This window comes from Pseudomonas sp. P4_C8 (assembly GCF_056401975.1).
In genome coordinates this window covers 23,275-49,481 of sequence record NZ_JBFUIH010000015.1, presented here as the reverse complement: position 1 = coordinate 49,481, position 26,207 = coordinate 23,275, and the positions used below count along the sequence as shown (strand labels likewise).

At 59.8% G+C, this 26,207-nt stretch carries 25 protein-coding genes; 16 read left to right on the top strand and 9 right to left on the bottom strand.

What is annotated here, in order from left to right; genetic code table 11:
* Positions 1 to 13: 13 nt before the first annotated feature.
* From AC1DWM_RS11780 to rsd, 4 genes are all read left to right on the top strand, one after another.
* Entirely contained in the window at positions 14 to 1,168 is a 1,155-nt protein-coding gene (locus AC1DWM_RS11780; protein ID WP_477795242.1) for a uroporphyrinogen-III C-methyltransferase, read from the top strand.
* Positions 1,165 to 2,403, top strand: a complete 1,239-nt coding sequence (locus AC1DWM_RS11775; protein WP_477795241.1) for a heme biosynthesis HemY N-terminal domain-containing protein — start codon at positions 1,165 to 1,167, stop codon at positions 2,401 to 2,403. Before AC1DWM_RS11780 ends, AC1DWM_RS11775 begins: the two co-directional genes overlap by 4 nt.
* 228 nt (positions 2,404 to 2,631) lie before the next feature.
* Positions 2,632 to 3,183: a disulfide bond formation protein B gene (locus AC1DWM_RS11770; RefSeq protein ID WP_477795240.1), complete on the top strand. Its 552-nt coding sequence runs from the start codon at positions 2,632 to 2,634 to the stop codon at positions 3,181 to 3,183.
* Between the two features lie 177 nt (positions 3,184 to 3,360).
* On the top strand, positions 3,361 to 3,819 hold the full coding sequence (gene rsd / locus AC1DWM_RS11765; protein WP_477795261.1) for a sigma D regulator: 459 nt from the start codon (positions 3,361 to 3,363) through the stop codon (positions 3,817 to 3,819).
* Between the two features lie 58 nt (positions 3,820 to 3,877).
* On the opposite strand, the gene AC1DWM_RS11760 is transcribed toward rsd, so the two are convergent.
* The gene (locus AC1DWM_RS11760; protein WP_477795239.1) at positions 3,878 to 4,543 is read right to left on the bottom strand and encodes an FKBP-type peptidyl-prolyl cis-trans isomerase; all 666 of its coding nucleotides are present in this window, start codon (positions 4,541 to 4,543) and stop codon (positions 3,878 to 3,880) included.
* Between the two features lie 192 nt (positions 4,544 to 4,735).
* Between AC1DWM_RS11760 and AC1DWM_RS11755 the strand changes: the two genes are divergently transcribed.
* Entirely contained in the window at positions 4,736 to 5,818 is a 1,083-nt protein-coding gene (locus AC1DWM_RS11755; RefSeq protein ID WP_477795238.1) for an AlgP family protein, read from the top strand.
* Here the strand turns inward: AC1DWM_RS11755 and AC1DWM_RS11750 are convergent.
* Positions 5,815 to 6,279, bottom strand: coding sequence for a TIGR02444 family protein (locus tag AC1DWM_RS11750; protein WP_477795237.1), 465 nt, complete (start codon positions 6,277 to 6,279; stop codon positions 5,815 to 5,817). The two genes, AC1DWM_RS11755 and AC1DWM_RS11750, sit on opposite strands and share 4 nt — an antisense overlap.
* Before the next feature lie 50 nt (positions 6,280 to 6,329).
* On the opposite strand from AC1DWM_RS11750, the gene AC1DWM_RS11745 reads away from it, so the two are divergent.
* The 5 genes from AC1DWM_RS11745 to AC1DWM_RS11725 all read left to right on the top strand — a co-directional run bounded on the left by AC1DWM_RS11745 (position 6,330) and on the right by AC1DWM_RS11725 (position 12,303).
* Complete coding sequence (locus tag AC1DWM_RS11745; RefSeq protein WP_477795236.1) at positions 6,330 to 8,240, top strand: ATP-binding cassette domain-containing protein; 1,911 nt, start codon at positions 6,330 to 6,332, stop codon at positions 8,238 to 8,240.
* Positions 8,240 to 8,821, top strand: a complete 582-nt coding sequence (locus AC1DWM_RS11740) for a mechanosensitive ion channel domain-containing protein (protein ID WP_477795235.1) — start codon at positions 8,240 to 8,242, stop codon at positions 8,819 to 8,821. The genes AC1DWM_RS11745 and AC1DWM_RS11740 overlap by 1 nt, the downstream gene beginning before the upstream one ends.
* 237 nt (positions 8,822 to 9,058) lie before the next feature.
* Positions 9,059 to 9,691 (top strand): homoserine/homoserine lactone efflux protein, encoded by a 633-nt coding sequence (gene rhtB, locus AC1DWM_RS11735; protein WP_027926427.1) that lies wholly within the window; start codon positions 9,059 to 9,061, stop codon positions 9,689 to 9,691.
* Positions 9,692 to 9,842: 151 nt separating this feature from the next.
* The gene (locus AC1DWM_RS11730) at positions 9,843 to 11,741 is read left to right on the top strand and encodes an FTR1 family protein (protein WP_477795234.1); all 1,899 of its coding nucleotides are present in this window, start codon (positions 9,843 to 9,845) and stop codon (positions 11,739 to 11,741) included.
* A 106-nt stretch (positions 11,742 to 11,847) separates the two neighbouring features.
* Positions 11,848 to 12,303: a YaiI/YqxD family protein gene (locus AC1DWM_RS11725; protein ID WP_027926433.1), complete on the top strand. Its 456-nt coding sequence runs from the start codon at positions 11,848 to 11,850 to the stop codon at positions 12,301 to 12,303.
* 116 nt (positions 12,304 to 12,419) lie between these two features.
* Here AC1DWM_RS11725 and elbB read toward each other — a convergent pair whose 3' ends face one another.
* Entirely contained in the window at positions 12,420 to 13,088 is a 669-nt protein-coding gene (gene elbB, locus AC1DWM_RS11720) for an isoprenoid biosynthesis glyoxalase ElbB (RefSeq protein WP_223517788.1), read from the bottom strand.
* 115 nt (positions 13,089 to 13,203) lie between these two features.
* Here elbB and AC1DWM_RS11715 point away from each other — a divergent pair, with 115 nt between their 5' ends.
* Positions 13,204 to 14,439: a sterol desaturase family protein gene (locus AC1DWM_RS11715; protein ID WP_477795233.1), complete on the top strand. Its 1,236-nt coding sequence runs from the start codon at positions 13,204 to 13,206 to the stop codon at positions 14,437 to 14,439.
* Here AC1DWM_RS11715 and AC1DWM_RS11710 read toward each other — a convergent pair.
* Entirely contained in the window at positions 14,420 to 15,052 is a 633-nt protein-coding gene (locus AC1DWM_RS11710; protein WP_223517791.1) for a DedA family protein, read from the bottom strand. The genes AC1DWM_RS11715 and AC1DWM_RS11710 overlap by 20 nt on opposite strands.
* 208 nt (positions 15,053 to 15,260) lie before the next feature.
* On the opposite strand from AC1DWM_RS11710, the gene hemB reads away from it, so the two are divergent.
* Positions 15,261 to 16,274: a porphobilinogen synthase gene (gene hemB / locus AC1DWM_RS11705; protein WP_223517792.1), complete on the top strand. Its 1,014-nt coding sequence runs from the start codon at positions 15,261 to 15,263 to the stop codon at positions 16,272 to 16,274.
* 18 nt (positions 16,275 to 16,292) lie between these two features.
* Positions 16,293 to 18,515 (top strand): polyphosphate kinase 1, encoded by a 2,223-nt coding sequence (ppk1, locus tag AC1DWM_RS11700; RefSeq protein ID WP_223517794.1) that lies wholly within the window; start codon positions 16,293 to 16,295, stop codon positions 18,513 to 18,515.
* 142 nt (positions 18,516 to 18,657) lie between these two features.
* Here ppk1 and ppx read toward each other — a convergent pair whose 3' ends face one another.
* From ppx to AC1DWM_RS11675, 5 genes are all read right to left on the bottom strand, one after another.
* A complete protein-coding gene (ppx, locus tag AC1DWM_RS11695; protein WP_223517795.1) occupies positions 18,658 to 20,160 on the bottom strand; it encodes an exopolyphosphatase in 1,503 nt (500 codons plus the stop codon).
* A gap of 234 nt (positions 20,161 to 20,394) precedes the next feature.
* On the bottom strand, positions 20,395 to 21,132 hold the full coding sequence (locus tag AC1DWM_RS11690) for an amino acid ABC transporter ATP-binding protein (protein WP_223517797.1): 738 nt from the start codon (positions 21,130 to 21,132) through the stop codon (positions 20,395 to 20,397).
* Entirely contained in the window at positions 21,119 to 21,769 is a 651-nt protein-coding gene (locus AC1DWM_RS11685) for an amino acid ABC transporter permease (RefSeq protein ID WP_223517798.1), read from the bottom strand. The genes AC1DWM_RS11690 and AC1DWM_RS11685 overlap by 14 nt, the downstream gene beginning before the upstream one ends.
* Positions 21,766 to 22,434: an amino acid ABC transporter permease gene (locus AC1DWM_RS11680; protein ID WP_223517800.1), complete on the bottom strand. Its 669-nt coding sequence runs from the start codon at positions 22,432 to 22,434 to the stop codon at positions 21,766 to 21,768. The genes AC1DWM_RS11685 and AC1DWM_RS11680 overlap by 4 nt, the downstream gene beginning before the upstream one ends.
* A 21-nt stretch (positions 22,435 to 22,455) precedes the next feature.
* A complete protein-coding gene (locus AC1DWM_RS11675) occupies positions 22,456 to 23,241 on the bottom strand; it encodes a transporter substrate-binding domain-containing protein (protein WP_477795232.1) in 786 nt (261 codons plus the stop codon).
* Positions 23,242 to 23,497: 256 nt separating this feature from the next.
* Between AC1DWM_RS11675 and AC1DWM_RS11670 the strand changes: the two genes are divergently transcribed.
* The 3 genes from AC1DWM_RS11670 (at position 23,498) to rho (ending at position 26,162) form a co-directional block, all read left to right on the top strand.
* Complete coding sequence (locus AC1DWM_RS11670; protein ID WP_477795231.1) at positions 23,498 to 24,205, top strand: FadR/GntR family transcriptional regulator; 708 nt, start codon at positions 23,498 to 23,500, stop codon at positions 24,203 to 24,205.
* Positions 24,206 to 24,325: 120 nt separating this feature from the next.
* Positions 24,326 to 24,655: a thioredoxin TrxA gene (gene trxA, locus AC1DWM_RS11665; protein WP_003206727.1), complete on the top strand. Its 330-nt coding sequence runs from the start codon at positions 24,326 to 24,328 to the stop codon at positions 24,653 to 24,655.
* A 247-nt stretch (positions 24,656 to 24,902) separates the two neighbouring features.
* The gene (gene rho / locus AC1DWM_RS11660; protein WP_007942421.1) at positions 24,903 to 26,162 is read left to right on the top strand and encodes a transcription termination factor Rho; all 1,260 of its coding nucleotides are present in this window, start codon (positions 24,903 to 24,905) and stop codon (positions 26,160 to 26,162) included.
* Positions 26,163 to 26,207 lie beyond the last annotated feature (45 nt).

The following is a 26,207-nucleotide window of genomic DNA, read 5'->3' as shown; positions in this document are numbered from 1 at the left end:
AAAGGATGGATACGTGAGCGAAACTGCCTTGCCTAAAGATGACGCCCGGTCGGTACTCGATGCGCCGGTTGAAGCACCGGTTGAAACTGCACCGCCTGCCGCCGTGCAGCGCCCAGGCAATGGGCTGGCAATCGTCGCGCTGTTGCTCGGCGCTGCCGGTGTTGCGGTGGGTGGTTGGGGCGTCTGGCAGGTGCGTCACCTGCAGGCCAATAACCAGCAGCAACTGGCTCAGGTACAGGCGCTGAACGATCAGGCGCAAAACCTCAAGCTCAATGAGCAACGCATTAGCGCACGCCTGGAGCAGTTGCCTGCCGTTGATGAACTGGAAGCGCGCGCCCGTCTGGTGACACAGTTGCAGGGCGATCAACAGCGCCTGAACCAGCGCCTGGAAACCGTCCTCGGTGCCAGCCGCAAGGACTGGCGTCTGGCCGAGGCCGAGCACTTGCTGCGGCTGGCCAGCCTGCGTCTGTCGGCATTGCAGGACATCAGCAGCGCCCAGGCGCTGGTGCAGGGTGCCGACGAAATTCTCCGTGAACAAAACGATCCGGGCTCCTTCGCCGCTCGCGAGCAAGTAGCCAAAACCCTGGTGGCGTTGCGCAGCACCGAGCAGCCGGATCGCACCGGGTTGTTCCTGCGACTGGGCGCTTTGCGTGATCAGGTGATCGACCTGACCGAGCTTGCGCCCGAGTACAAGGACCGGGGTGATTCGCTGCTGGGCCTGACTGCCGATGGCGACGGTGCCAGCCGATGGGCGCAGTGGTGGGATCAGATCTCTCGCTACATCCGCATCGACTTCAACGCTGACAAAAATGTTCGGCCACTGTTGGCCGGGCAGAGCCTGAGCCAGGTGCGTCTTGCCCTGAGCCTGGCACTGGAGCAGGCGCAATGGGCCGCGCTCAATGGCCAGGCAGCGGTTTACACCCAGTCGCTGGCGGAAGCACGGGATGTGTTGACCGGCAACTTCAACCCGGACAATCCCCAGAGCAAAGTGATGCTCGAGCAGGTGGGTGAATTGAGCAAACAACGGGTCACAGTCGTGACGCCGGATCTGACCGGTACGCTAAGCGCTGTCCAGGGTTATCTGGAGCGACGTAACGTCAACGCCGAAGACTCGATCAAGCCGATGGCTAAACCGGCTGCAGATACCGTTCAGGAGGCAACGCCATGAAACGCCTCTATGTGGTCGTGTTCCTGGTGATCGCCGCTGCTGCTGCGCTGGGATTGGCGATTGCCGAGCATGCCGGTTACGTGCTGATTGCCTACAAGAGCTTTCGTTACGAATCGAGCCTGTGGGCGACCCTGGCGTTGGTCGCGGTATTGTGGCTGGTGTTCTGGGGCATCAAGGTGTTGATTGAGCTGGTGATGACCTCCAGCGGCGTGGTCAATCCCTGGTCGCGCCGTAATCGCAGCCGTCGGGTGCAAGTGGCAATCGAGCACGGTCAGTTGGATTTGGCAGAAGGTCGCTGGGCGAGTGCGCAGCGTCATTTGCAGCGGGCTGCCGAAGCCGAGCGTCAACCATTGCTCTTTTACCTGGGCGCTGCTCGTGCCGCAAACGAACAAGGTCATTACGAAGAAAGCGACAACTTGCTGGAGCGTGCACTCGAGCGCCAGCCGCAGGCTGAATTGGCGATTGCCTTGAATCACGCTCAATTGCAGACCGACCGTGGCGACACCGACAGCGCCTTGGCAACGCTTCAGGTCATGCATGAACGTCATCCCCATAACGCCCAGATGTTGCGCCAGTTACAGCGCCTGCAGCAGCAGCGGGGTGACTGGTCGGCGGTGATTCGCCTGTTGCCCGAGCTGCGCAAGGATAAAGTCCTGCCGCCCGCCGAACTGGCCGAACTGGAGCGCCGTGCGTGGGGCGAAAACCTGTCTCTGGCGGCGCATCAGGAAGAGGACGGCAAGGTCGGTTTGCAATCACTCGGTCGCGCTTGGCAGCAGCTCACCTCGGCTCAGCGCCAGGAGCCTCAACTGGTGCTGGCCTATGCCGAGCAGCTGCGGCAGCTGGGCGCGCAGGTCGAAGCGGAAGAGGTGTTGCGCACCGCCCTCAAGCACAATTACGACAGCCATCTGGCGCGTCTGTATGGGCTGGTTCGCGGCAGCGATCCGGCTCGGCAGCTACAGACTGCCGAGGGCTGGCTCAAAGGTCATCCGGGCGACCCAAGCCTGTTGCTGACATTGGGCCGCTTGTGTCTGCAAAACAGTTTGTGGGGCAAGGCGCGAGATTATCTGGAAAGCAGCCTGCGGGTTCAACGCAATCCGGAAGCCTGTGCAGAATTGGCGCGATTGCTGGCGCAACTGGGTGACACTGAACGCAGTAATCAGCTGTTTCAAGAAGGGCTCGGGATGCTTGACGAGCGCCTGCTGGCGGCACCGCTTCCGGCGCTGGCTCACGCGTGAAGTGCTGAGCAAGGGGCGCTCAAAGGGCGCTCCGAAGGCTTAAAAGTCGCCGCGTGTTTAGCTTTGTAGTCCCTTGTCGGCATCGTCCTACAGTGGACTACATCAATTCCTCTCGACGCTGTCGGGAATTCCCTACACTTCTGGTGAAGTGTCCGTGCCGGCCTGCCTTGAAAGGCTGGCGCGCTTTCCTCTACCGTAACCACCTGTCTCTACTGGTACGGAAAAGCCATGTCTTTGGCCTGCTCACGCTCCTTGTTTTTCATGATTTTCATTACAGGCTCCCTGGCCTTGGGTGTTTCCTTTTACCTGGAATATGCGGTCGGACTCAGACCTTGCGGCTTGTGCCTTTTGCAGCGTCTTTGCCTGGTGTTACTAACGGGTGTTTGCCTGACGGCCTCCGTGCAAGGGCCCGGGCGTTTTGGATCATTCCTGTATTGGTTGCTCGGATTTTTCTGCAGCCTCGCGGGAACGATTACGGCGTGGCGGCAGATTTTGTTGCAGAGTGATCCTTTGCATGAGTTATCGACATGTCCGCCCAACCTGGAAGCGGCGTACGAGAACATGCCCTGGTTATGCCAAGTCACGCAGATGTTCCAAGGGGACGCCGATTGTGCCGAGATTTCCTGGACGTTATTCGACCTGAGCGTTCCGGAATGGAGTCTGTTGCTCTTTGTAGCGATGACGATTCTGGGGATTTATCAGTTGCTGCACATCGTCTGGCTTGCGTGCGAGCGACCGCTCAGCGGCGAGTTGTCGCAACGGGTGCGGTTGAACGATTAAACACTTGTATGAACTTTATCTGCTGCGTACCTTGAAGCCACAGCCGCGCGGGCATAATCTGGCCCGCACGTGTCATTGGAATTATGTTGCTCGATGACGCTCTGCCTGACCGGTACTTGACCTTCAAGTGTGCGGCAGGTGTAGGGCAGCATGACCCACAAGGGAAGAGAGATCACCATGCTCGAAAGTTGTCAGAATGCTCAGGAACGTTGGGGTGGAGTGCATCTGCTGATCGATCGTTGGTTGCAGGAACGTCACGAGCTGGTTCGAGCCTATGATGCTCTCGGCGCCAAGCCAGAGGCTCTCGGCGACAACCGCAAGCCGTTGCAGGAGTTCTGCGGCGTGCTGGTTGATTACGTGTCTGCCGGACACTTCGAGATCTACGAGCAGTTGACGGGGGAGGCCAAGGCCTTCAACGACAAGCGTGGTCTGGAACTGGCCGAGACCATCTACCCGCGCATCGATGTCATCACCGAGAAGCTGCTGGCGTTCAATGACCTGTGTGATGCAGGCAATTGCGTCGCGGAGAAATTCAAGGAATTGGGCGGCTTGTTGCACGAACGCTTCGAGCTGGAAGATTGCCTGATCGAAGTGTTGCACACAGCTCACAAGCAAGAGGACTCGGTTCAGGCCTGAATCGCTTCCTGCAAGCTAAAAACGGTGCGCTAGGCGCGCCGTTTTTTGTGTCCGCGATTCAGCTGGTGACGCCGCGCAATTCGACTTCAAATACCAGTGGTGTGAACGGTGCGATCAGGTCGCCGGCACCCTCCGCGCCATAGGCCTGAGACGATGGAATAACCAGCCGCCATTTCGCACCAACCGGCATGTTTTGCAGTGCACTGCGCCAGCCGCTGATCACGCTGTCGAGACTGAACCACTGCGGCTGACTATTCTGATCGAACACCGTGCCATCCGGCAGGCGCCCGACATACAAAACCTGGACCTTGCCGTCAGGGCCAGCCTTGGCCCCCGTACCGGGAATCAGCTCGGTCAGCAATACGCCATCCGCTAATTCGCGAACGCCCGGCCTGGCTTTTTCTTCAGTGAGAAAACGCTGCTCTTTTTCGAGTGCGGCTTCGCTTTGCGGGAGTGCCGGTTGCTCGGCGATCCGTGCTTCATGCTCGGCCAGGATTTGCTCGATCTGCTCGTCTTTCAATGCCAGCGGCTTGCCTTGATACGCTTGTTGCAAGCCTTCCAGCAGTGCCTGAAGTTGCAGGTCGGGAACCTCCTGGCGCAGGCGTTCACCGAGGCTCGCCCCCAGGCTGTAGGCAAGATCGTGAGCGTTATTTGCGGAGGTTTTTTCGTCGGCCTGAGCCACCGAAAAAAACACGCATAGCGATAAAAAAAGGTAGCGCGACATGGGCACTCTCCAGCCTGATATGCGTTGGATTATGCCAGTGTGAATGCGCACAAAGGTGAACTGGTTTTGCGCAAGCGCAGAAGATTTTCGATCCGTTGCAACGCAGCGCTTTCGATACTGTCAACATGCCCTAGCGGCGGTAGCAGCAGAGGTCTAGTATGAGCCGCACCCACGTCAGCCAGGAGGTAAACCATGTCGGCCACCAAGAAGCCTGTAAATACCCCGTTGCACTTACTCCAACAACTGTCGGGCAGCCTGCTCGATCATTTGGAAAACGCTTGTTCACAAGCTTTGGCTGATGCTGAAAAATTGCTCGCCAAACTGGAAAAGCAGCGCGGAAAAGCGCAAGAAAAATTGCACAAGTCCCGTACCAAATTGCAGGACGCCGCGGCGGCTGGCAAGGCCAAGGCACAAGCCAAAGCCAAGGGCGCGGTGAGTGAACTTGAGGAATTGCTCGATGCCCTCAAAGATCGTCAGTCGCAAACCCGCAGCTACATTCTGCAACTCAAGCGCGATGCTCAAGAAAGCCTGAAACTGGCCCAGGGCGTCGGTCGTGTCCAAGAGGCTGTCGGCAAGGCATTGTCCCTGCGTGCGGCCAAGCCTGCTGCGGCACCTGCCAAGAAAGCCGCTGCCAAACCCGCTGCTGCAAAAGCACCGGCTAAACCTGCCGCCAAGGCTCCGGTAAAAACTGCTGCTAAACCTGCCGCTAAAACAGCTGCTGCGAAACCTGCCGCCAAGCCAGCCGCTGCGAGAACCGCTGCTGCCAAACCAGCTGCAAAATCGCCTGCTGCCAAGCCTGCTGCAGCAAGAACAGCAGCTGCTAAACCGGCTGCGAAACCAGCCGCTAAACCGGCTGCTGCAAAACCTGCTGCCAAGCCAGCCGCTGCGCGAACCGCCGCTAAACCGGCTGTAAAAGCTGCTGCGAAACCCGCTGTAAAAGCTGCAGCCAAACCTGCCGCTAAACCAGCTGCCAGAACTGCTGCCGCTAAACCCGCTGCTGCCACTAAGCCAGCCGCAGCTAAACCAGCAGCCAAACCTGCTGCTGCTAAACCAGCAGCCAAACCTACCGCTGCAAAACCAGCGACCAAGCCTGCAGCCAAACCTGCTGTTGCAAAACCTGCCGTTGCCAAGCCGGCCACCGCGCCAGTTGCCAAGACAGCCAACCCGGCTCCGGTAGCGACGTCTGCTTTAGCAGCAGCCACTTCGACAGCCACGCCAGCGCCAACGCCGGCCGCCGCATCGATCGCAGCAACCACCCCAACCAGCGCTTCCTAAGTGCCGGTTACCGCGACGCGCAGCTGATGCAGCGCGTCGCGGTTCAGGTTGGCGGCGCCTGCTGCCACACCTTCCAGCCAGGCCGTTAGATCGGTCGCCTCACCCTGCGGCCAACTCTGCGCCGTTCGCTCCAGTCGCAACAACAGATGTCGCTCGGCTTCCAGCTCAAGTGCCTTCACTTGTTCGCGCAACTTTTTCAGTTCTGCATCCTCAGTCGCGCAGGCTTTCCATTGCATTCGCAATGCGCGCAGCGGTTGCACAACATCCGCATCCCAAGGTTGTGCCACGTCGCGTAGCCGCTTTAATCGCTGTTCATTGCAGGCGACGCCACGTTGTCCCAACCACGATCCGCAGAGCAGCAAACACACATTGATGCCTGCCGACTGCAATTGCAGGCAAGCGCGCTCAACGCCGGGACGGGCGTAAGTCGTCAGGGAAAAGCTCCACAGGTCAGAGGACATAGTGCTACTCGCGCCAGTTGCGAGCGAAGCTGGTAGACTCCGCCGCCATTATGATTCGACTTCAGAACCTGACTTTACAGCGTGGCCCGCAACGTCTGCTAGAAGACGCCGAGCTGACCCTGCACGCCGGCCACAAAGCCGGCCTCATCGGTGCCAACGGCGCCGGCAAATCGAGCCTGTTCGCCTTGATCCGGGGCGAACTGCACCCGGACTCGGGTGACTGCTTCCTGCCGGCTGACTGGCGCATCGCCCACATGCGCCAGGAAATCGAGACGCTCGAACGCCTGGCGGTCGACTACGTGCTCGATGGTGACCTGCGACTGCGTGAGGTGCAACGCGACCTCGCCGCAGCCGAAGCGGCGCATGACGGTGCCGCTCAGGCCCGCCTGCACTCGGAACTCGACAGCGCTGACGGTTACACCGCCGACGCCCGGGCCCGCAAGCTGCTGGCCGGCCTTGGGTTCACCAACGAGCAGATGGATCGCCCGGTAGGAGATTTCTCCGGTGGCTGGCGGATGCGTCTGAACCTGGCGCAGGCTTTGATGTGCCCCTCGGACCTGCTGCTGCTCGACGAACCGACCAACCACTTGGACCTCGACGCCATCATCTGGCTTGAAGAGTGGCTCAAAAGTTACCCCGGCACTTTGTTGCTGATTTCCCACGATCGGGACTTCCTCGATGCCGTGGTCGATCACGTGGCTCACGTCGATCAACGCAAAATCACGCTGTATCGCGGTGGTTATAGCGCCTTCGAACGCGCCCGCGCCGAGCGTCTGGCCCAGCAACAGCAGGCTTACGAGAAGCAGCAGGCGCAACGTGCGCACATGGAAAGCTACATCGCCCGCTTCAAGGCCCAGGCCACCAAGGCCCGTCAGGCCCAGAGCCGGATCAAGGCGCTGGAGCGGATGGAAGAACTGTCCGCCGCCCACGTTGATTCGCCGTTCGATTTCGTTTTCCGTGAATCGCAGAAAATCTCCAGCCCGCTGATCGACCTGTCCGATGCCCGTTTGGGTTATGGCGACAAAGCCGTGCTGGAGAAGGTCAAGCTGCAACTGACCCCTGGCGCGCGCATCGGCTTGCTTGGCCCGAACGGCGCGGGTAAATCGACGCTGATCAAAAACCTCGCCGGTGAGCTCGAGCCGTTGGCCGGTCGCCTGACCCGTGGCGAAAATACCGTGGTGGGTTACTTCGCCCAGCATCAGTTGGACTCTCTCGACTCCAAGGCCAGCCCGTTGCTGCACTTGCAGCGTCTGGCCCCGACCGAGCGTGAGCAGACCCTGCGCGACTTCCTCGGCGGTTTTGACTTCCGGGGTGCGCGTATCGATGAGCCGGTACTGAACTTCTCCGGTGGCGAAAAGGCGCGTCTGGCCCTGGCGTTGATCGCTTGGGATCGGCCGAACCTGCTGCTGCTCGACGAACCGACCAACCACCTGGACCTGGAAATGCGCTTGGCATTGACCATGGCGCTGCAGGAGTTCAGTGGTGCAGTTCTGGTGGTCTCCCACGATCGTCATTTGCTCAAAAGCACCACGGACAATTTCTATCTGGTGGCGGACGGCAAGGTCGAGGAATTCGACGGCGACCTGGAAGACTACGCCCGTTGGCTGGTCGACTATCGCCAGCGCAATGCGCCGGTCAGCAACACGCCGGTTAATCCGGACAAGACCGACAAGAAAGCCCAGCGCCAGGCCGCTGCTGCGTTGCGTCAGCAACTTGCGCCGCACAAGCGTGAGGCTGACAAGCTGGAAGCCGAGCTGGGCAAGCTGCACGAGAAGCTGGCGAAGATAGATACGAGCCTCGGCGAAAGCGATATCTACGAACCGGCGCGCAAGAATGATTTGCGCGATCTGCTGGCTGAACAGGCCAAGCTGAAGGTGCGTGAAGCCGAGCTGGAAGAAGCCTGGATGGAAGCGCTGGAACTGCTTGAAAGCATGCAGGCGGAGCTGGAGGCATTGTCTTGATGGAGGCGTTCAAGCTGCCGTTGCCGGCGGTGTGGATCGAACCCCTCTGGCTCGTCGTGCAAATCCTGCTGATTCTGCTGGCCGGTTATTTCGCCCAGCGTTTCGTTGCCAAGGGCCTGACCAGGCTGGGCGAACGTTATCCGTTTCCGCCGCAGTTGCTGATGCCGCTGCGAGGCGGACTGCGCTGGCTGATCATGGGCAGCGCGTTGATTTTCGTACTCGAACGCCTCGGAGTGTCGGCCACGGTACTCTGGACCGCGCTGTCCGGCTTCGTCGCGGTGGCGGCGGTGGCGTTCTTCGCCATGTGGAGCGTGCTCTCCAACCTGCTGTGCGCGATCCTGATCTTCACTGTCGGCCCGTTTCGCCTCGGCGACGTGGTCGAGTTGGTGGATACCACCGACAAGCCGGGTGTCAAAGGTCGGGTGGTGGCGATCAATCTGCTTTACACCACGTTGATCGAAGCGCAAGAGCTCGGCACCGGCAGCGCCATGGTTCAGGTGCCTAACAGCCTGTTCTTCCAGCGCTCGGTTCGACGCTGGCGCGGTAGTGATGTACTTCCTTCCAACGGGTTTGAAAAGTAAGACTGCTGTCGCCTGACATACCGCCATCGCGAGCAGGCTCACTCCTACATTGGATCTCGGTTGTTCAAAAAATTTCTGTCCACTGAAGATCCACAGTGGGAGCGAGCCTGCTCGCGATGGGGCCCGAAGGCCGAAAACGCTGGTCGACAGCCGCAACATCCTGCAAAAAATCGGTAGTCACCAACCCAAAGCCGCATTAGCTTAGACGTCTGTCACGAGTCTGAGTCGAGGTGTGCAATGGAGCTTCAAACATGGTTGGCGTTTTTCGCCGCCTGCTGGGTGATCAGTCTGTCTCCCGGTGCCGGCGCCATTGCGTCGATGTCCAGCGGTTTGCAGTACGGTTTCTGGCGCGGTTACTGGAATGCCCTGGGCCTGCAATTGGGCCTGGCGGTGCAGATCGCGATTGTCGGCGCCGGTGTGGGCGCGATTCTCACGGCTTCAGCATCGGCCTTTTATGCGATCAAATGGTTCGGCGTGGCGTACCTGGTTTACCTCGCCATCAAGCAATGGCGCGCGCTGCCCAGCGACATGAGCGATGACGCGGCGGTGCGTCAGATCGGCAAGCCGATGGCGCTGGTGTTCCGTGGTTTCCTGGTCAACATCAGCAACCCCAAGGCGCTGGTGTTCATGCTGGCGGTATTGCCGCAGTTCATTGACCCGCATGCTCCATTGCTGGCCCAGTACCTGATCATCGGCGTGACCATGATCTGCGTCGACTTGATCGTCATGGCCGGTTACACCGGGCTGGCCTCCAAGGTGCTGCGTCTGTTGCGCACGCCCCAGCAGCAAAAACGCATGAACCGCACCTTTGCCGGGCTGTTCATCGGCGCGGCGGCGTTCATGGCGACACTGCGTAAAGCCGCGGTTTAAAAAGCAGTCAGATCCAAAAAAGGCGACCCTTGAGGTCGCCTTTTTCATGTCTGAACAAGCACAGAACCTGCGGCGCTCGCGAACAAAGCTTGAGTGAAAGTCATTGGGAGGGAACAATGTGTTACTTCGTATTACCAATTGAGATTCATTCATGACTGCCCCGTCCCGTTTTCTGGCCTGGCTGGTGCTTCCGCTGTTTGCCTTGTGCAGTTCCAATCTGCTGGCCGACACCGTGGAAGGCGCGCCGCAAGCGCTGCATTTGCTCGATTACATCAGCGCGGATTACCCGCCAACCGTGCAAACGGGCAAGGTGATCGATGAGTCCGAATACCGCGAGCAGCTGGAATCCATCAAAACCTTGCAAGGCTTGATCGGTGCGATGCCGGCCAAGCCGGAGAAAGCAGGGCTGGAGCAGGGCGTCAGTTCGCTGGCCAGTGCCATTGCAGCCCGTCAGGACGGTGCGGACGTGGCCCGTCAGGCTCGGCAACTCGGTGCGAAGCTGGCCGTGACTTATGAAATCAGTCAGGCACCGATCATAACCCCGGACCCGACCCGTGGTGCGCCGCTGTATGCCCAGCATTGCTCGGTTTGCCACGGTGATGCAGGCGCTGGCGACGGCCCGGCAGGTGTCGGCCTGATGCCGCCACCGTCCGATCTGCGTGATACGGCACGCCTGGATCATCTGAGCCTCTACGCGCTCTACAGCACCTTGGGCCAGGGTACCGAAGGCACCGACATGCCGGCCTTCGCCGATCAGCTTGACGATCGTCAGCGCTGGGATCTGGCGACCTACATCGCCAGCTTCAGCGCCGATCCGGCGGCTGCCAAATCCGACAAGATCTACAACATCGCCGACCTCGGGCGTCAGACGCCGGCCGAAGTGCAGGCCGCTGATGGCCCACAAGCCGCCGCCACGTTCCGTGCGCAGCGGGCGCAACCGCCGCAGGTCAAGCGTGGCCCGGCGCAGTTGCTCGATTACACGGCTGCCACCCTGGACAAGAGCATCGCTGCCTACCGTGCCGGCGATCACGACCAGGCCTATGACCTGTCTGTCGCAGCGTATCTGGAAGGCTTCGAGCTGGTCGAAAGCTCTCTGGACAACGTCGATGCCAACGTGCGCAAAGACACTGAAAAATCGCTGATGGCCTACCGTCAGTCGTTGCAGGACGGCTTGCCGGTGGCTCAGGCGCAGCAACGTCTGGACACGGCCAAGGCCAAGTTGAAGGAATCTGCGGGCCTGCTGGGCAGCGATGGCCTGAGTTGGTCCTTGAGCTTCATCTCCGGTTTGCTGATTCTGCTGCGTGAAGGTCTGGAAGCCATTCTGGTGCTGGCGGCCATCCTGGCCTTCCTGCGCAATACCGGACAGCAATCGGCCGTGCGCAGCGTCAACGTCGGCTGGGGGCTGGCGCTGGTGGCTGGTCTGGCGACTTGGGCGCTGGCGGCGTATGTGATCGATGTCAGCGGCTCGCAGCGTGAATTGCTGGAAGGCGCGACGGCGCTGTTTGCCTCGGTCATGGTGCTCTGGCTCGGGGTGTGGATGCATGATCGTCGTTACGCGGCGGCATGGCAGGATTACATCAAGAGCAGCCTGGTGGGTGGCGGCGGGCGTTTCGGCTTTGCGATCCTGGCGTTCTTCTCGGTGTATCGCGAGTTGTTCGAAGTGATTCTGTTCTACGAAACCCTGTGGCTGCAGGCCGGGCCTGCGGGGCACAACGCCGTGCTGGCCGGCGGCGCCACGGCGCTGGTGCTGTTGGTGGGTCTGGCGTGGGTCATCCTGCGCGGTTCGGCGAAACTGCCGCTGTCGTTGTTCTTCAGCATCAACGCCGGTCTGCTGTGCGCGCTGTCGGTGGTGTTCGCCGGGCATGGCGTGAAAGCGCTGCAAGAAGCCGGGATCTTCGGCACCCGGCCGGTGCCGTTCTTTGAATTCGACTGGCTGGGCATCCATGCGGATGCGTATTCGCTGAGTGCTCAGGCGGTGGCGATCATTGCGATTGTTGTGTTGTATAGCCGCAGTTGGATGGCCGAGAAGCGGCGGGTGCAGGTTTCTTAAACAGCATTCGCTGCGCTCATAATCGCGAGCAGGCTCGCTCCCACAGGATGGCGTATAACTTGTGGGAGCGAGCCTGCTCGCGATTTTTTTGGAAGAGGGAAAAATGATGCGTGTCTGGATCGACGCCGACGCCTGCCCTCGGGCGGCCAAGGATCTGGTGGTGAAGTTCGCCCTCAAGCGCCAGTACGAAGTGGTGCTGGTGGCAGGGCAGCCGCAGATCAAGCCGGGGCTGGCGCTGGTGAAGTTGATCGTGGTGCCGAGTGGCCCGGACGCCGCCGATGATTACCTGGTGGAGCATGCGGTGCCGGGTGAGCTGGTGATTTGCAGCGATGTGCCGCTGGCGGATCGCCTGGTGAAGAAGGGCGTGGCCGCGTTGGACCCGCGTGGCAAGGAGTTCGATGCGCAGAACATGGGTGACCGACTTGCGGTGCGCAATCTGTTCACCGACCTGAGGGAGCAGGGGCAGATGGGCGGTGGACCGGCACCGTTTGGCGAGCGAGAGAAGCAGGCGTTTGCCAATGCGCTGGACCGGATACTCACCCGGCTGACCCGAAAACCCTGAGCCAAGTAGTAATCCCTGTAGGAGCTGGCTTGCCAGCGAAGACGGCGGCACATCCAGCATCGATGTGGCTGACCCACCGCTTTCGCTGGCAAGCCAGCTCCTACAGTGGAATAGGGTCAGGCGTCGTTTTCGTGGGTCAGTTCCAGGACTCGGTCGACCATTTTGTTGATGCCGGACGCCGCTTCGCTGATGCTCTGCGCCAGCATGTACGCCGGTGTACTCACCAGTTTACGTGCCCTGTCTTCGACGATTTCGGTCACGGCGCAATCGGTGTGGGTCGCGCCCATTTTGTTCATGGCTGCCGCGGTCTGGGCGTCGTTGCCGATGGTGCAATTCACCCCCGGGCCATAGATCTTCGCCGCCAGCGCAGGCGAGATGCACATCAAGCCGACAGGTTTCCCTGCTTCGGCGAAGGCTTCGGTCAGCGCCAGGACATCCGGTTGCACGGTGCAACCCGCGCCTTCGATGGCGAAGTTCGACAGGTTCTTGGCAGAGCCAAATCCGCCGGGAACGATCAGCGCGTCGAAGTCGTCGACGTCGGCCTCGCGAATATCCTTGATGTTGCCCCGGGCGATCCGTGCCGACTCCACCAATACATTGCGCGACTCAGGCATTTCGTCGCCGGTCAGGTGGTTGATCACATGCAATTGCGCGATGTTCGGGGCAAAGCACTGCACCTGAGCGCCACGCTGGTCCAGTCTCAGCAGGGTAATCACGCTTTCATGGATCTCGGCGCCGTCGTACACGCCACAGCCGGAAAGGATCACTGCAATTTTTTTGCTCATGGGTTGTTCTCCAGATTCATGGCGTTAAATGTCCACTAATTTGACGCTCGTTGCCATAGGGTAAATACGCGGTTACACCTAGCATCTGTCCTCAAGATTCCGATCAGAGCGCGTCATGGACTTCATTCTGTATGCGGTGCCGTTTTTCTTTGTGCTGATTGCCGTGGAGCTGCTGGCCGATCGTTGGCGCGGGGTCAGCAATTACCGTGTGGCCGATGCGATCAACAGCTTGAGCACCGGTGTGCTGTCGACCACCACGGGCCTGTTGACCAAAGGTGTCGGGCTGGTGACCTATGCGTTTGCTCTTGAGCATATGGCGCTATTCGAGCTATCGGCCTACAGCGTTTGGGTCTGGGTATTTGCCTTTGTTCTCTACGACTTCTGCTACTACTGGCTGCACCGAATGGGCCATGAACGCAATATCCTCTGGGCCGCACACTCGGTGCATCACCAGAGCGAGGAGTACAACCTGTCAACAGCGTTGCGTCAGACCAGCACCGGCTTCCTGCTGAGCTGGATTTTCTACCTGCCGATGGCCGTGCTCGGCGTGCCGCTGCTGGTGTTGGTCAGCGTGGCGGCGCTGAATCTGCTGTATCAGTTCTGGGTGCATACCAAGCACATTCCCAAGCTCGGCTGGTTCGAATGGTTCTTCGTGACGCCGTCCAATCACCGGGCTCACCATGCGCAGAATGCTCTCTACATGGATCGCAACTACGGTGGGGTGTTCATTATTTGGGACCGTCTATTTGGCTCGTTTCAAGAAGAAGACGACAACGAGCCGGTGATTTTCGGCGTGACCACGCCGTTGGCGAGCTGGAATCCGCTGTGGGCCAACGTGCAGTTCTATACGCAATTGTGGGATGACGCGCGGCGTGCCGAGAGCACGTGGGACAAGCTGCGGATCTGGTTCATGCGCACCGGTTGGCGTCCGGCGGATGTGGCGGCCAGGTTCCCGACGAGCAAGCCTGACTTGAGTCTGTTCCGTAAGTTCGAGGTGCCGCTGGACAGCCGTCAGCAACTGTATGTGGTGTTGCAGTTTTGCGCCTACATCGCGCTCGGCAGCTACTTGATGAACCTGGGAAGTAACCTGCCAACTGCCGCGTTGGTACTGGGCTGGGGTGCGGTGGCGCTGGGGTTGTTTACGTTGGGCGTGGCCCTGGAGAATCGCCCGTGGGCGTTGAAGCTGGAGCTGCTGCGGCTGGCATCGAACGTGCCGCTGATATGGCTGGCGCCGGTAGTCGGGCTGTGGCCGGCCAGCGCGGTGGGTTGGGTCGGCCTGCTCAGTTACAGCTTGTTCAGTGTCATCGGTCTCTACTGTTGCAGAAACCGCTTCACTCGCTTGGCGTCTTAGGTACTTCTACATTGATCCGTTCGGCTTTCAGGGCTTGCTCGTCGGCGTAGACTTTCTTCGCCAGGCGGGCATTCTTGAAACGACGACGCAGCCAGAGGCCCAGGCCCACTACCAGCAAGGCCCCGAGCACCCACAGTTCGTACTTCTTGACGCTGCCGAGCATGCTCTCCAGCACGGCGCCAAAGTGATAAGCCGCCGCAGCCAGTGCGGCCGCCCAGATCGCCGCACCAATCCCGTTCAACAGCAGATAACGTCCCGGTGGATAGCCCGACAGGCCGATGGCCACCGGCATCACCGTGCGCAAACCGTAGACAAAGCGGAAGCTCAGCACCCAGATGTCCGGGTGCTTGCGGATGTGCTCCAGCGCCCGATCACCCATCATTTGCCAGCGCGGCTTGCGGGCCAGCAATTTGCGACCGTGCTTGCGCCCCATGAAGTACCACAGCTGATCACCGGCATAACTGCCGAAGAACGCCACGACCACCACCAGATTGATGTCCATGTATCCGCGGAACGCGAGGAAGCCGGCGAGCACAAGGATGGTTTCGCCTTCGAAGAACGTGCCGAGAAACAGGGCAAAATAGCCAAAGTCGTGCAGAAATTGTTGGAGCATTGTCTGGGTGCTGGCGAAATGAACGCGCAGCCTAACCCTTCGTGCACATTCATGAAAGTGTCCAAATGTGTCTCGACGTGAACATTTCCTGCAACGACAATGGAATGCGGCTACCTGTCGCAGGGGTGCACATAACTGTAATGCGTTAGTCATAATGATCGCTTATAACTGTCACGCTCGCCCGCCAGCGCGAGCTCAGGAGTCTGCCGTGAGCTTTACCCCCGCCAACCGTCTGTTTCCCGCCACCCGTCTGCGCCGCAACCGTCGTGATGAATTTTCGCGACGACTGGTCCGTGAAAACGTTCTGACCGTCGATGATCTGATCTTGCCGGTGTTCGTCCTGGACGGTGAAAACCGTCGTGAGGCGGTGGCCTCGATGCCGGGCGTCGAACGCCTGACCATCGATTTGTTGCTGGAAGAAGCCGCGAAGTGGGTCGAGCTGGGAATTCCGGCGTTGGCGCTGTTCCCGGTCACGCCGCCGGAGCTCAAGACACTGGATGCCGCAGAAGCCTGGAACCCGAACGGTATTGCCCAGCGCGCCACTCGCGCACTACGGGCGCAGTTCCCTGAGCTGGGGGTGATCACCGATGTTGCCCTGGACCCGTTTACCACCCACGGTCAGGACGGCATTATCGACGAAGAAGGCTACGTGCAGAACGACATTACCGTCGATGCACTGGTCAGGCAGGCCCTGTCCCACGCCGAAGCCGGCGCGCAGGTGGTGGCACCGTCCGACATGATGGACGGGCGCATCCAGGCCATCCGCGAAGCCCTGGAGCTGGCCGATCACGTCAACGTGCGCATCATGGCCTATTCGGCAAAATACGCCAGCGCCTACTATGGTCCGTTCCGCGACGCGGTCGGTTCGGCGCTGAACCTGGGCAAGGCCAACAAGGCCAGTTATCAGATGGACCCGGCCAACAGCAACGAAGCCCTGCACGAAGTGGCGGCAGACTTGTCAGAAGGCGCGGACATGGTCATGGTCAAACCAGGCATGCCGTATCTGGACATTCTTTACCGGGTCAAAGAAGAATTCAAAGTGCCGACGTTTGTTTATCAAGTCAGTGGCGAATACGCCATGCATATGGCGGCGATCCAGAATGGCTGGTTGAGCGAAGGGGTTATTCTCGAATCCCTGACCGCTTTTAAACGTGCAGGCGCCGATGGCATCCTGACTTACTTTGCCGTCCGCGCCGCTCAATTGTTACGAGAGCAACAATAGCCCTCACAGGAACATTCCATGAATACCGAAGTACTCACTGAAGTTGCTGTAAAAGAGGCTCAACCTGTGGTCGAGCAAATCGCCGAAACCCCGCCGGAGCTGGAGCCTGCTCCGCCCGCGGTGGTGGCCGAAACCGTAGCCGCGGTGCCGGCGATTGCCATTCCCGGACTGGATGACAGCAGCCTGTACATCCATCGCGAGCTTTCGCAACTGCAGTTCAACATCCGCGTGCTGGAACAGGCGCTCGATGAGTCCTACCCCTTGCTGGAGCGGCTGAAGTTTTTGCTGATCTTCTCCAGCAACCTGGACGAGTTCTTCGAAATTCGTGTGGCCGGCTTGAAGAAGCAGATCACCTTCGCCCGTGAACAAGCCGGCGCCGATGGTCTGCAACCGCATCAGGCCCTGGCCCGCATCAGCGAATTGGTGCACGGTCACGTTGACCGTCAGTACGCGATCCTCAATGACATTCTGTTGCCGGAGCTGGAAAAACATCAGGTCCGCTTCATCCGTCGTCGTCACTGGACCACCAAGCTCAAGACCTGGGTTCGCCGTTATTTCCGCGACGAAATCGCGCCGATCATCACCCCGATCGGTCTCGATCCGACGCACCCGTTCCCGTTGCTGGTGAACAAGAGCCTGAACTTCATCGTCGAGCTTGAAGGCATCGACGCCTTCGGTCGCGATTCCGGTCTGGCGATTATCCCGGCGCCGCGTCTGCTGCCGCGAGTCATCAAGGTGCCGGAAGAAGTCGGCGGCGCCGGCGACAACTATGTGTTCCTGTCGTCGATGATCCACGCCCACGCCGATGACCTGTTCCAGGGCATGAAGGTCAAGGGCTGCTACCAGTTCCGTCTGACCCGAAACGCCGACCTGGCGCTGGATTCCGAGGATGTCGAAGACCTGGCCCGCGCGCTGCGCGGCGAACTGTTCTCGCGTCGCTACGGTGATGCAGTGCGTCTGGAAGTGGCTGACACCTGCCCGAAACACCTGTCGGACTACCTGCTCAAGCAATTCAACTTGAGCGAGTCCGAGCTGTATCAGGTCAACGGTCCGGTGAACCTGACGCGTCTGTTCAGCATCACCGGCCTGGACAGCCAGCGCGAGCTGCAATACCTGCCGTTCACGCCGCAGATCCCGAAACTGCTGCAAAACAGCGAGAACATCTTCAGCGTGATCAGCAAGCAGGACATCCTGCTGTTGCACCCGTTCGAATCGTTTACCCCGGTGGTCGACCTGCTGCGTCAGGCCGCCAAGGACCCTCACGTGCTGGCCGTGCGTCAGACCCTGTACCGGTCTGGCGCCAACTCGGAAATCGTCGATGCGCTGGTGGATGCGGCGCGTAACGGTAAAGAGGTCACGGCGGTGATCGAATTGCGTGCACGGTTCGACGAAGAATCCAACCTGCAACTGGCCAGCCGCCTGCAAGCGGCCGGTGCGGTGGTGATCTACGGCGTGGTCGGTTTCAAGACCCACGCCAAGATGATGCTGATTCTGCGTCGCGAGGCGGGTGAAATTGTCCGTTACGCACACTTGGGCACGGGCAACTATCACGCCGGCAACGCTCGCCTCTACACCGACTACAGCCTGCTGACCTCCGACGACGCCTTGTGCGAAGACGTCGGCAAACTGTTCAGCCAGTTAATCGGCATGGGTAAAACCCTGCGCATGAAGAAGCTGCTGCATGCGCCGTTCACGCTGAAGAAGGGCATGCTCGACATGATTGCCCGGGAGACTCAGTTCGCCCTCGACGGCAAGCCGGCGCACATCATTGCCAAGTTCAACTCGCTGACCGATCCCAAGATCATCCGCGCGCTGTACAAGGCCAGTCAGTCCGGGGTGCGAATCGATCTGATAGTGCGCGGCATGTGCTGCCTGCGGCCGGGTATCGCCGGGGTTTCGCACAACATCCACGTGCGCTCGATTATCGGTCGCTTCCTGGAGCACACCCGGGTCTTCTACTTCCTCAATGGCGGCGAAGAACAGATGTTCCTCTCCAGTGCCGACTGGATGGAGCGCAATCTCGACAAGCGCGTCGAGACCTGCTTCCCGGTGGAAGGTCGCAAGCTGATTGTGCGGGTCAAAAAAGAGCTGGAGCTGTACCTCACCGATAACACGCATAGCTGGAGCTTGCAGTCGGACGGTCGTTACGTCCGTAACACGCCGACCGGCAACCAGAACCCGCGCAGTGCCCAGGCCACATTGCTGGAGCGCTTGGGCAGTCCGATCCTGACGGTGCGTTAACGCTGGCCTGATGTAAAAAATGGCGATCCCAAGGGATCGCCATTTTTGTTTCACCACCGCCCCCTGTAGGAGCACGGCTTGCCGGCGATGGCGCCCGTGAGATCGCCATCGCCGGCAAGCCGTGCTCCTACAAGAGCGTGTTTCAGCGAGCGTTCAGGACAATGTCGACGCGGGTGAGCCATTCCGCTTCGATGGCGAAATCGGCCTGGGTCAGTTGGTTGTCGTCCAGCCATTTCTCCGGGAACAGCACCTCAAGGCTGTTGCCATTGGCGCGCAGCTCTACCTGAGGCATTTGCTGGGTGCCGCGGATGTGATGGAACAGAATCGCAAAGCGCAGCAATACGCAAAGACGAATCAACTTGATGCCGTCATCGCCGAACTCGGCGAATTTGTCCTTGGGAATGTTGCGTCGGTGACCACGTACCAGCAGGGCCAGCATTTGCTGGTCCTCGCGGGAGAACCCGGCCAGGTCCGAGTGCTCAATCAGGTAGGCGCCATGCTTGTGGTACTGATAGTGCGCGATGTCCAGGCCCACTTCGTGGACTTTGGCGGCCCAGCCGAGCAGTTCACGCCAGACACCGTCATCCAGATCCCAGTCCTTGGCGACTTGATCGAAGGCATGCAGCGCCTTGCGTTCGACCCGCACCGCTTGTTCCTGATCGACGTGATAACGCTCCATCAGCGAGCTGAGCGTGCGTTCACGGACGTCTTCGTGGTGATGACGGCCCAACAGGTCGTAGAGCACGCCTTCACGCAGGGCGCCTTCGCAGTGGTCCATGCGCTGGAGTTCGAGGGCGTCGAAAATCGCTTCGAGAATCGCCAGGCCCGCCGGGAAAATGGCCCGGCGGTCGGGCTTGATGCCGTCGAAGTCGATTTTCTCGACGTCGCCGAGCTTGATCAGCTTGCGCTTGAGCCAGGCCAGGCCTTCGGCATTCACCTCGCCAGTGCCGTGGCCGCCGGCCTTCAGCGCCAGGCCGATGGCGCGGATGGTGCCCGAGGAGCCAATGGCTTCATCCCAGGTCAGGCGGTGCAGGGCGTGTTCAATGCTCATGATCTCCAGCCGTGCCGCGGTGTACGCCTGGGCGTAGCGGGCCGGGGTGATCTTGCCGTCCTTGAAATAACGCTGGGTGTAGCTGACGCAGCCCATTTGCAAACTTTCGCGTAGCAGCGGCTCAAAACGCTGGCCGATGATGAATTCGGTACTGCCGCCGCCAATGTCTGCCACCAGGCGTTTGCCCGGGGTGTCGGCGAGGGTGTGGGACACGCCAAGGTAGATCAGGCGCGCTTCTTCACGGCCGGAGATGACTTCTACCGGGTGGCCGAGGATTTCTTCGGCGCGGCGGATGAATTCGACGCGGTTACGAGCCTCACGCAGGGCGTTGGTGCCGACGATGCGCACGGCGCCCGGGGGCATGCCGCTGATCAGTTGGGCAAAACGCTTGAGGCAGTCGAGCCCGCGTTGCATGGATTCTTCGCTGAGATGGCGCTCTTCGTCGATGCCGGCGGCCAGCTGAACCTTCTCCCCGAGGCGCTCGAGAATGCGGATCTCGCCGTTCTGGGCCTTGGCCACGACCATGTGAAAGCTGTTGGAGCCCAGGTCGATTGCGGCGATCAGGGACAGATTCTTGGCTTGGGATTGCGGCATGGTCAGGGGGTCTCGGTCGATAACCTCGACATCCTGCCACGATCAAAGGCTGGCGCCAACGCGCAGTGTTCAAAGCCGTGATCCAGTGCAGTGACGCCGGTGACCGCTGCGCGGTCAATCGCGAGCAGGCTCGCTCCCACAGGTCCTATGTTGCCCTTATTCTCGCGGCCGACGCAGAACCAATGTGGGAGCGAGCCTGCTCGCGAAGGCGGCCTTACAGACGCTAAAGTTCTTTCAAACCGCCGCTTCCACTGTGCCAATGAAATTCGCCAGCTCCGCCGTCTGCGGATTGGCGAATAGCACTTTCGGATCCCCCACCTCATGCACCTTGCCCTGATGCATGAACACCAACTTATCCCCAACCTCCCGGGCAAATCGCATTTCGTGGGTGACCATGATCAGCGTCATCCCGTCCCTGGCCAGTTGTCGAACCACACTCAGCACTTCATTGACCAGCTCCGGGTCCAGCGCCGAGGTAATTTCATCGCACAGCAACACCTTGGGCGACATTGCCAGCGCTCGGGCAATGGCCACCCGCTGTTGTTGCCCGCCGGACAGCCGGTCGGGGAAGGCGTCAAACTTTTCCCCCAGCCCTACGCGTTCCAGCATCTGCCGCGCCAACACGGCCGCTTTGGCTTTCGGTACTTTCTGCACCACTTGCGGCGCGAGCATGACGTTCTCGCCAACGGTCAGGTGCGGAAACAGGTTGAACTGCTGGAACACCATGCCGACTTTCTGCCGCAGGCTGCGCAAGTCTGCGCGGGCGGCGTCGAGGTATTCGCCGTCCACTTCGATCACGCCGTCGTTGATCGACTCCAGGCCATTGAGGGTGCGCAATAACGTGGATTTGCCCGAGCCGCTACGGCCGATGATCGCCACCACCTGGCCTTCCTCGACACTCAAGTCGATGCCTTTGAGCACATGGTGATCGCCGTAATATTTATGCAGGGCGGAAATTCTAAGCAGAGGCATGCAGTCTCCTTTCCAGGTAGCGCGCGCTGAGGGACAAGGGGTAGCAGAGCAGGAAGTAACCGAGGGCAACCAGTCCATACACCATGAAGGGTTCGAAGGTGGCGTTGGCGAGCATGCCGCCGGTTTTGGTCAGTTCAGTGAAACCGATGATGGACGTCACGGCGGTGCCTTTGACCACTTGCACCGAAAAGCCCACGGTCGGCGCCACGGCGATTCGCAACGCTTGCGGCAGGATCACGTAACGCAGTTGCTCCAGTGGATTGAGCGCCAGGCTTGATGAAGCTTCCCACTGGCCGTCGGGAATCGATTCGACGCAACCGCGCCAGATCTCCGCCAGATACGCGCTGGTAAACAGCGTCAAGGCAACCGCAGCGGCCATCCACGGCGAAATGTCCATGCCGGCCAGCGCCACGCCGAAGAACACCAGAAACAGCTGCATCAATAGCGGCGTCCCCTGGAACAGTTCGATGTAAGTGCGAGCAAAGCTGCGCGGCACGGATTTTTTCGAAATACGCATGACCATGATCAGCAAGCCAATCAACCCGCCGCCGATAAACGCCACCAGCGACAGCGCCAGGGTCCATTGCAGGCCCGTGAGCAAGTTGCGCACGACGTCCCAAAAGGTGAAATCGCTCATTGGCTACTCCTGGCGATATACCGGCGACCGATCCAGTTAAGCAATTGGCGGATCAACAACGCCATGCACAAGTAGAGCAGGGTGGTCAGGGCATAGGTTTCAAAGGCGCGGAAGTTGCGCGATTGAATGAAGTTGGCGGCGAAACTCAGTTCTTCGGTCGCGATCTGCGAGCAGACGGCGGAACCCAGCATGACGATGATGATCTGGCTGCTCAGCGCCGGCCACACCTTGCCCAGGGCCGGCAGCAGGACCACGTGGCGGAACGCTTCGAAGCGGTTCATCGCCAAGGCGGCTGCGGCTTCAAGCTGCCCCCGGGGAATCGCCTGGATGCCGGCTCGAATGATCTCGGTGGAATAGGCGCCAAGGTTGATCACCATCGCCAGCACCGCGGCCTGCCATTCTGAAATCTGCACGCCCAGGGATGGCAATCCGAAGAAGATGAAAAACAACTGCACCAGAAACGGTGTGTTGCGGATCAACTCGACGTAAACCCCGAAAATCGCTGAGAACGGTCGAATGTTCCACGCCCGCACCAGCGCTCCCACGATGCCAAGGCTTACGCCAAGCACGGCACCGACTGCCGTCAGCTCGAGGGTGAAGAGCGCACCGCGCAGCAACAGGTCGGTGTTGTGCACCACCGGCAGAAAGTCGAACTGATAAGCCATGCTCAGTCTCCTTGGTGAAAATCAGAGATCGGCCGGCAATGGTTCTTTCAGCCAGGTCCGGGAATTTTTCTCCAGCGCACCATCAGTCTTGGCGGTGGCGAGGATCTGATTGACCTTGCTCAACAGCGCGGGCTCGTTCTTGTTCACGCCAACGTAGACCGGCGAATCCTTGAGCTTCACTTTCAGTGCGGGTACGCGTTTCGGGTTTTTCTCGCTGATCGCCACCATCACCACGTTGCCGCTGGCGATCAGGTCGACCTGGCCGGCGAGGTAGGCGGCAATGGTCGAGTTGTTGTCTTCGAAGCGCTTGATGGTCACGCCTTCGGGGGCCACCTTGGTCAGCTCGATGTCTTCGATGGCGCCACGGGTGACGCTGACGGTTTTGCCCTTGAGGTCGTCCAGGCTTTTGATGTCGGCATCTGGCGGGCCGAACACCGCGAGGTAGAACGGTGCGTAGGCGCTGGAGAAGTCGATGACTTTCTCGCGTTCGGGGTTCTTGCCGAGACTGGATATCACCAGATCCACCTTGCCGGTGGTCAGGAACGGGATGCGGTTGGTGCTGTTGACCGGGGTCAGTTCGAGGTTGACCTTGAGCTGATCGGCCAGCAGTTTCGCGGTATCGATATCCAGGCCGCGCGGTTTCATGTCCGGGCCGACCGAGCCGAACGGCGGGAAGTCCTGCGGCACGGCGACTTTGAGAACGCCGCGCTTGACCACATCCTCCAGACCGTCGGCGTGGGCGGGCGCCTGGCTCAGCATCAGGCTGGCAAACAGGGTGGCAAGGAGGGCGCTGTAACGCTGGGTCATGGCAAATCTCCGGATCGGCGAGAAGTGAATTCTGCGGATCGACAGAGCACGGGCCATGCCAAGAGTGGATTTTGGGGGGCGCAGACCACGGGTTTACTGACATTGTTCGGTCTTACTGGTCTGAACAGTCAGGTCGTGTTTCGCACCCCGATAGCGCATTGCCGGAAACCACCGAACCCCCATGGGGCAGGACTTGCCGGGCGCTGCGATTAGCTTTACAACTGACCGCTCTTTGGCCTGGTTCGTTTGAAAAACCATGAATTCGCTCTCTCGCGCCGTTCCAGAAGTGGCACTGCAAGCCATTCGTAAACTGATCACCGAGCAAGGATTCGGGCCGGGGGATGCCTTGCCCTCGCAACGGGACCTGGCGGTGCAGTTGGGGGTCAGTCGAGCGTCATTGCGTGAGGCGTTGTCGTCGCTGAGCGCAGTGGGTGTGATCAATATCCAGCCAGGCAAAGGCGTATTCGTGCAGTCGCCGGTGGACCTGCCGCGTGGCGAGGCCGTCGTGAGCTGGCCGTTCGCTGCCCAAGCCTCGCCGCTGGATATTTTCCAGTTGCGTTATGCCCTGGAGGGTTTTGCCGCCGGTTTGGCGGCGGTGACCCTGAGCACTCAAGAGCTTGATGCGCTGGAAGACAACGTCGCTGCCATGCGCAAGGAATTGAAGGCCGGCGACTTCGAGGCGGCGGCACGGCTGGATTTCGAGTTCCACCGGCGCATCCTGCTGGCCAGCGGGAATCAGGCGATGCTGAGCATCCTGAGCGCCAGCGCCGAGATCTTTCTGGAGAGCCAAAAGCTACCGTTCATCCGGGCTGAACGGGCCCTGGAAACCTGGCAGGAACACCGAAAAATCCTCCGCGCGCTGACCCGCCGGGCCTCCGGCGCGGCACAGAAAGCTATGCAAGAACATGTACGAAACGCGGCGCTGCGTACAGGTATTGCCTTCGTTGCTCCCGCCGCCTCATGACTTGAGCTATACCCAAACTCATGGACCACCATAGCGAGACTCAATCATCTGCACCTTCCTGAACGAAGGAAGGGCGGCTATGATGGGCCACGTTTTTTTGCTTACAACCTGGAGACTTCCATGAGCAGCGATCTTATCAAACACGTTAGCGACGCTAGCTTCGAGGCCGACGTACTCAAGGCCGAAGGCGCTGTACTGGTCGACTACTGGGCTGAATGGTGCGGCCCTTGCAAAATGATCGCTCCTGTTCTGGACGAAATTGCTGAAACCTACAAAGGCAAGCTGACCGTTGCCAAACTGAACATCGACGAAAACCAGGAAACACCGGCCAAGCATGGCGTGCGTGGTATCCCGACGCTGATGCTGTTCAAGAACGGCAACGTTGAAGCGACCAAGGTCGGCGCACTGTCCAAGTCGCAGCTGGCTGCTTTCCTCGACGCCAACATTTAAGCGTCGATTTAAGCGTCATCAAAAAGGCCCCGCACATTGCGGGGCCTTTTCGTTATTCAGGGCTAGACGCTCCGAAACTCAGGTGTTACATTCGGCCCCGCACTGGTTTCTCCATTGCCCCCTGCTAGCCGTCGCCGACGCACTCCTTTTCGAATAAGTACGCGATCCTGTCGCCTTCTCTGCGGCGCGGCCTCATTAAGCCAAAAGCTTAATTTCCCCCCTCCATAAATGATTACGTCATTCCTATATGAATCTGACTGAACTCAAGCAAAAGCCGATTACCGAACTGCTCGAATTGGCCGAACAGATGGGCATAGAAAATATGGCCCGTTCGCGCAAGCAGGACGTGATTTTCTCCCTGCTCAAAAAGCACGCTAAAAGCGGCGAGGAAATCTCCGGTGATGGCGTGCTGGAGATTCTCCAGGACGGCTTCGGCTTCCTGCGCTCCGCTGACGCTTCCTATCTGGCCGGCCCGGACGATATCTACGTCTCGCCAAGCCAGATCCGCCGCTTTAACTTGCGCACCGGTGACACCATCGTTGGCAAGATCCGCCCTCCAAAGGAAGGCGAGCGTTATTTCGCGCTGCTCAAGGTTGATACGATCAACTACGATCGTCCCGAGAACGCGAAAAACAAGATTCTCTTCGAGAACCTGACCCCGCTGTTCCCGACTGTGCGCATGAAGATGGAAGCCGGTAACGGTTCCACCGAAGACTTGACCGGTCGTGTCATCGACCTGTGCGCCCCGATCGGCAAAGGCCAGCGCGGTCTGATCGTTGCACCGCCGAAAGCCGGTAAAACCATCATGCTGCAGAACATTGCAGCGAACATCGCCCGTAACAATCCTGAAGTTCATCTGATCGTTCTGCTGATCGACGAACGTCCGGAAGAAGTAACCGAAATGCAGCGCACCGTGCGCGGCGAAGTGGTTGCCTCGACGTTCGACGAGCCGCCAACCCGCCACGTGCAGGTTGCCGAAATGGTGATCGAGAAGGCCAAGCGCCTGGTCGAACATAAGAAAGACGTGGTGATCCTGCTCGACTCCATCACCCGTCTGGCTCGCGCCTACAACACCGTGATCCCGAGCTCCGGCAAGGTACTGACCGGTGGTGTCGATGCCCACGCCCTGGAGAAACCGAAACGTTTCTTCGGCGCCGCGCGGAACATCGAGGAAGGCGGTTCGCTGACCATCATCGCCACCGCGCTGGTTGAAACCGGCTCGAAGATGGACGAAGTGATCTACGAAGAATTCAAAGGCACCGGCAACATGGAACTGCCTCTGGATCGTCGTATCGCTGAAAAACGCGTTTTCCCGGCCATCAACATCAACCGCTCCGGCACGCGCCGCGAAGAGTTGCTGACAGCCGACGACGAGTTGCAGCGCATGTGGATCCTGCGCAAGCTGCTGCACCCGATGGACGAAATCGCTGCCATCGAGTTCCTGGTCGACAAGCTGAAAACGACCAAGACCAACGATGAGTTCTTCCTGTCGATGAAACGCAAGTAAGTCGATAAGGGCTGTGCCCTGTGTGGCTGTCTCGTTAGTTCAAAT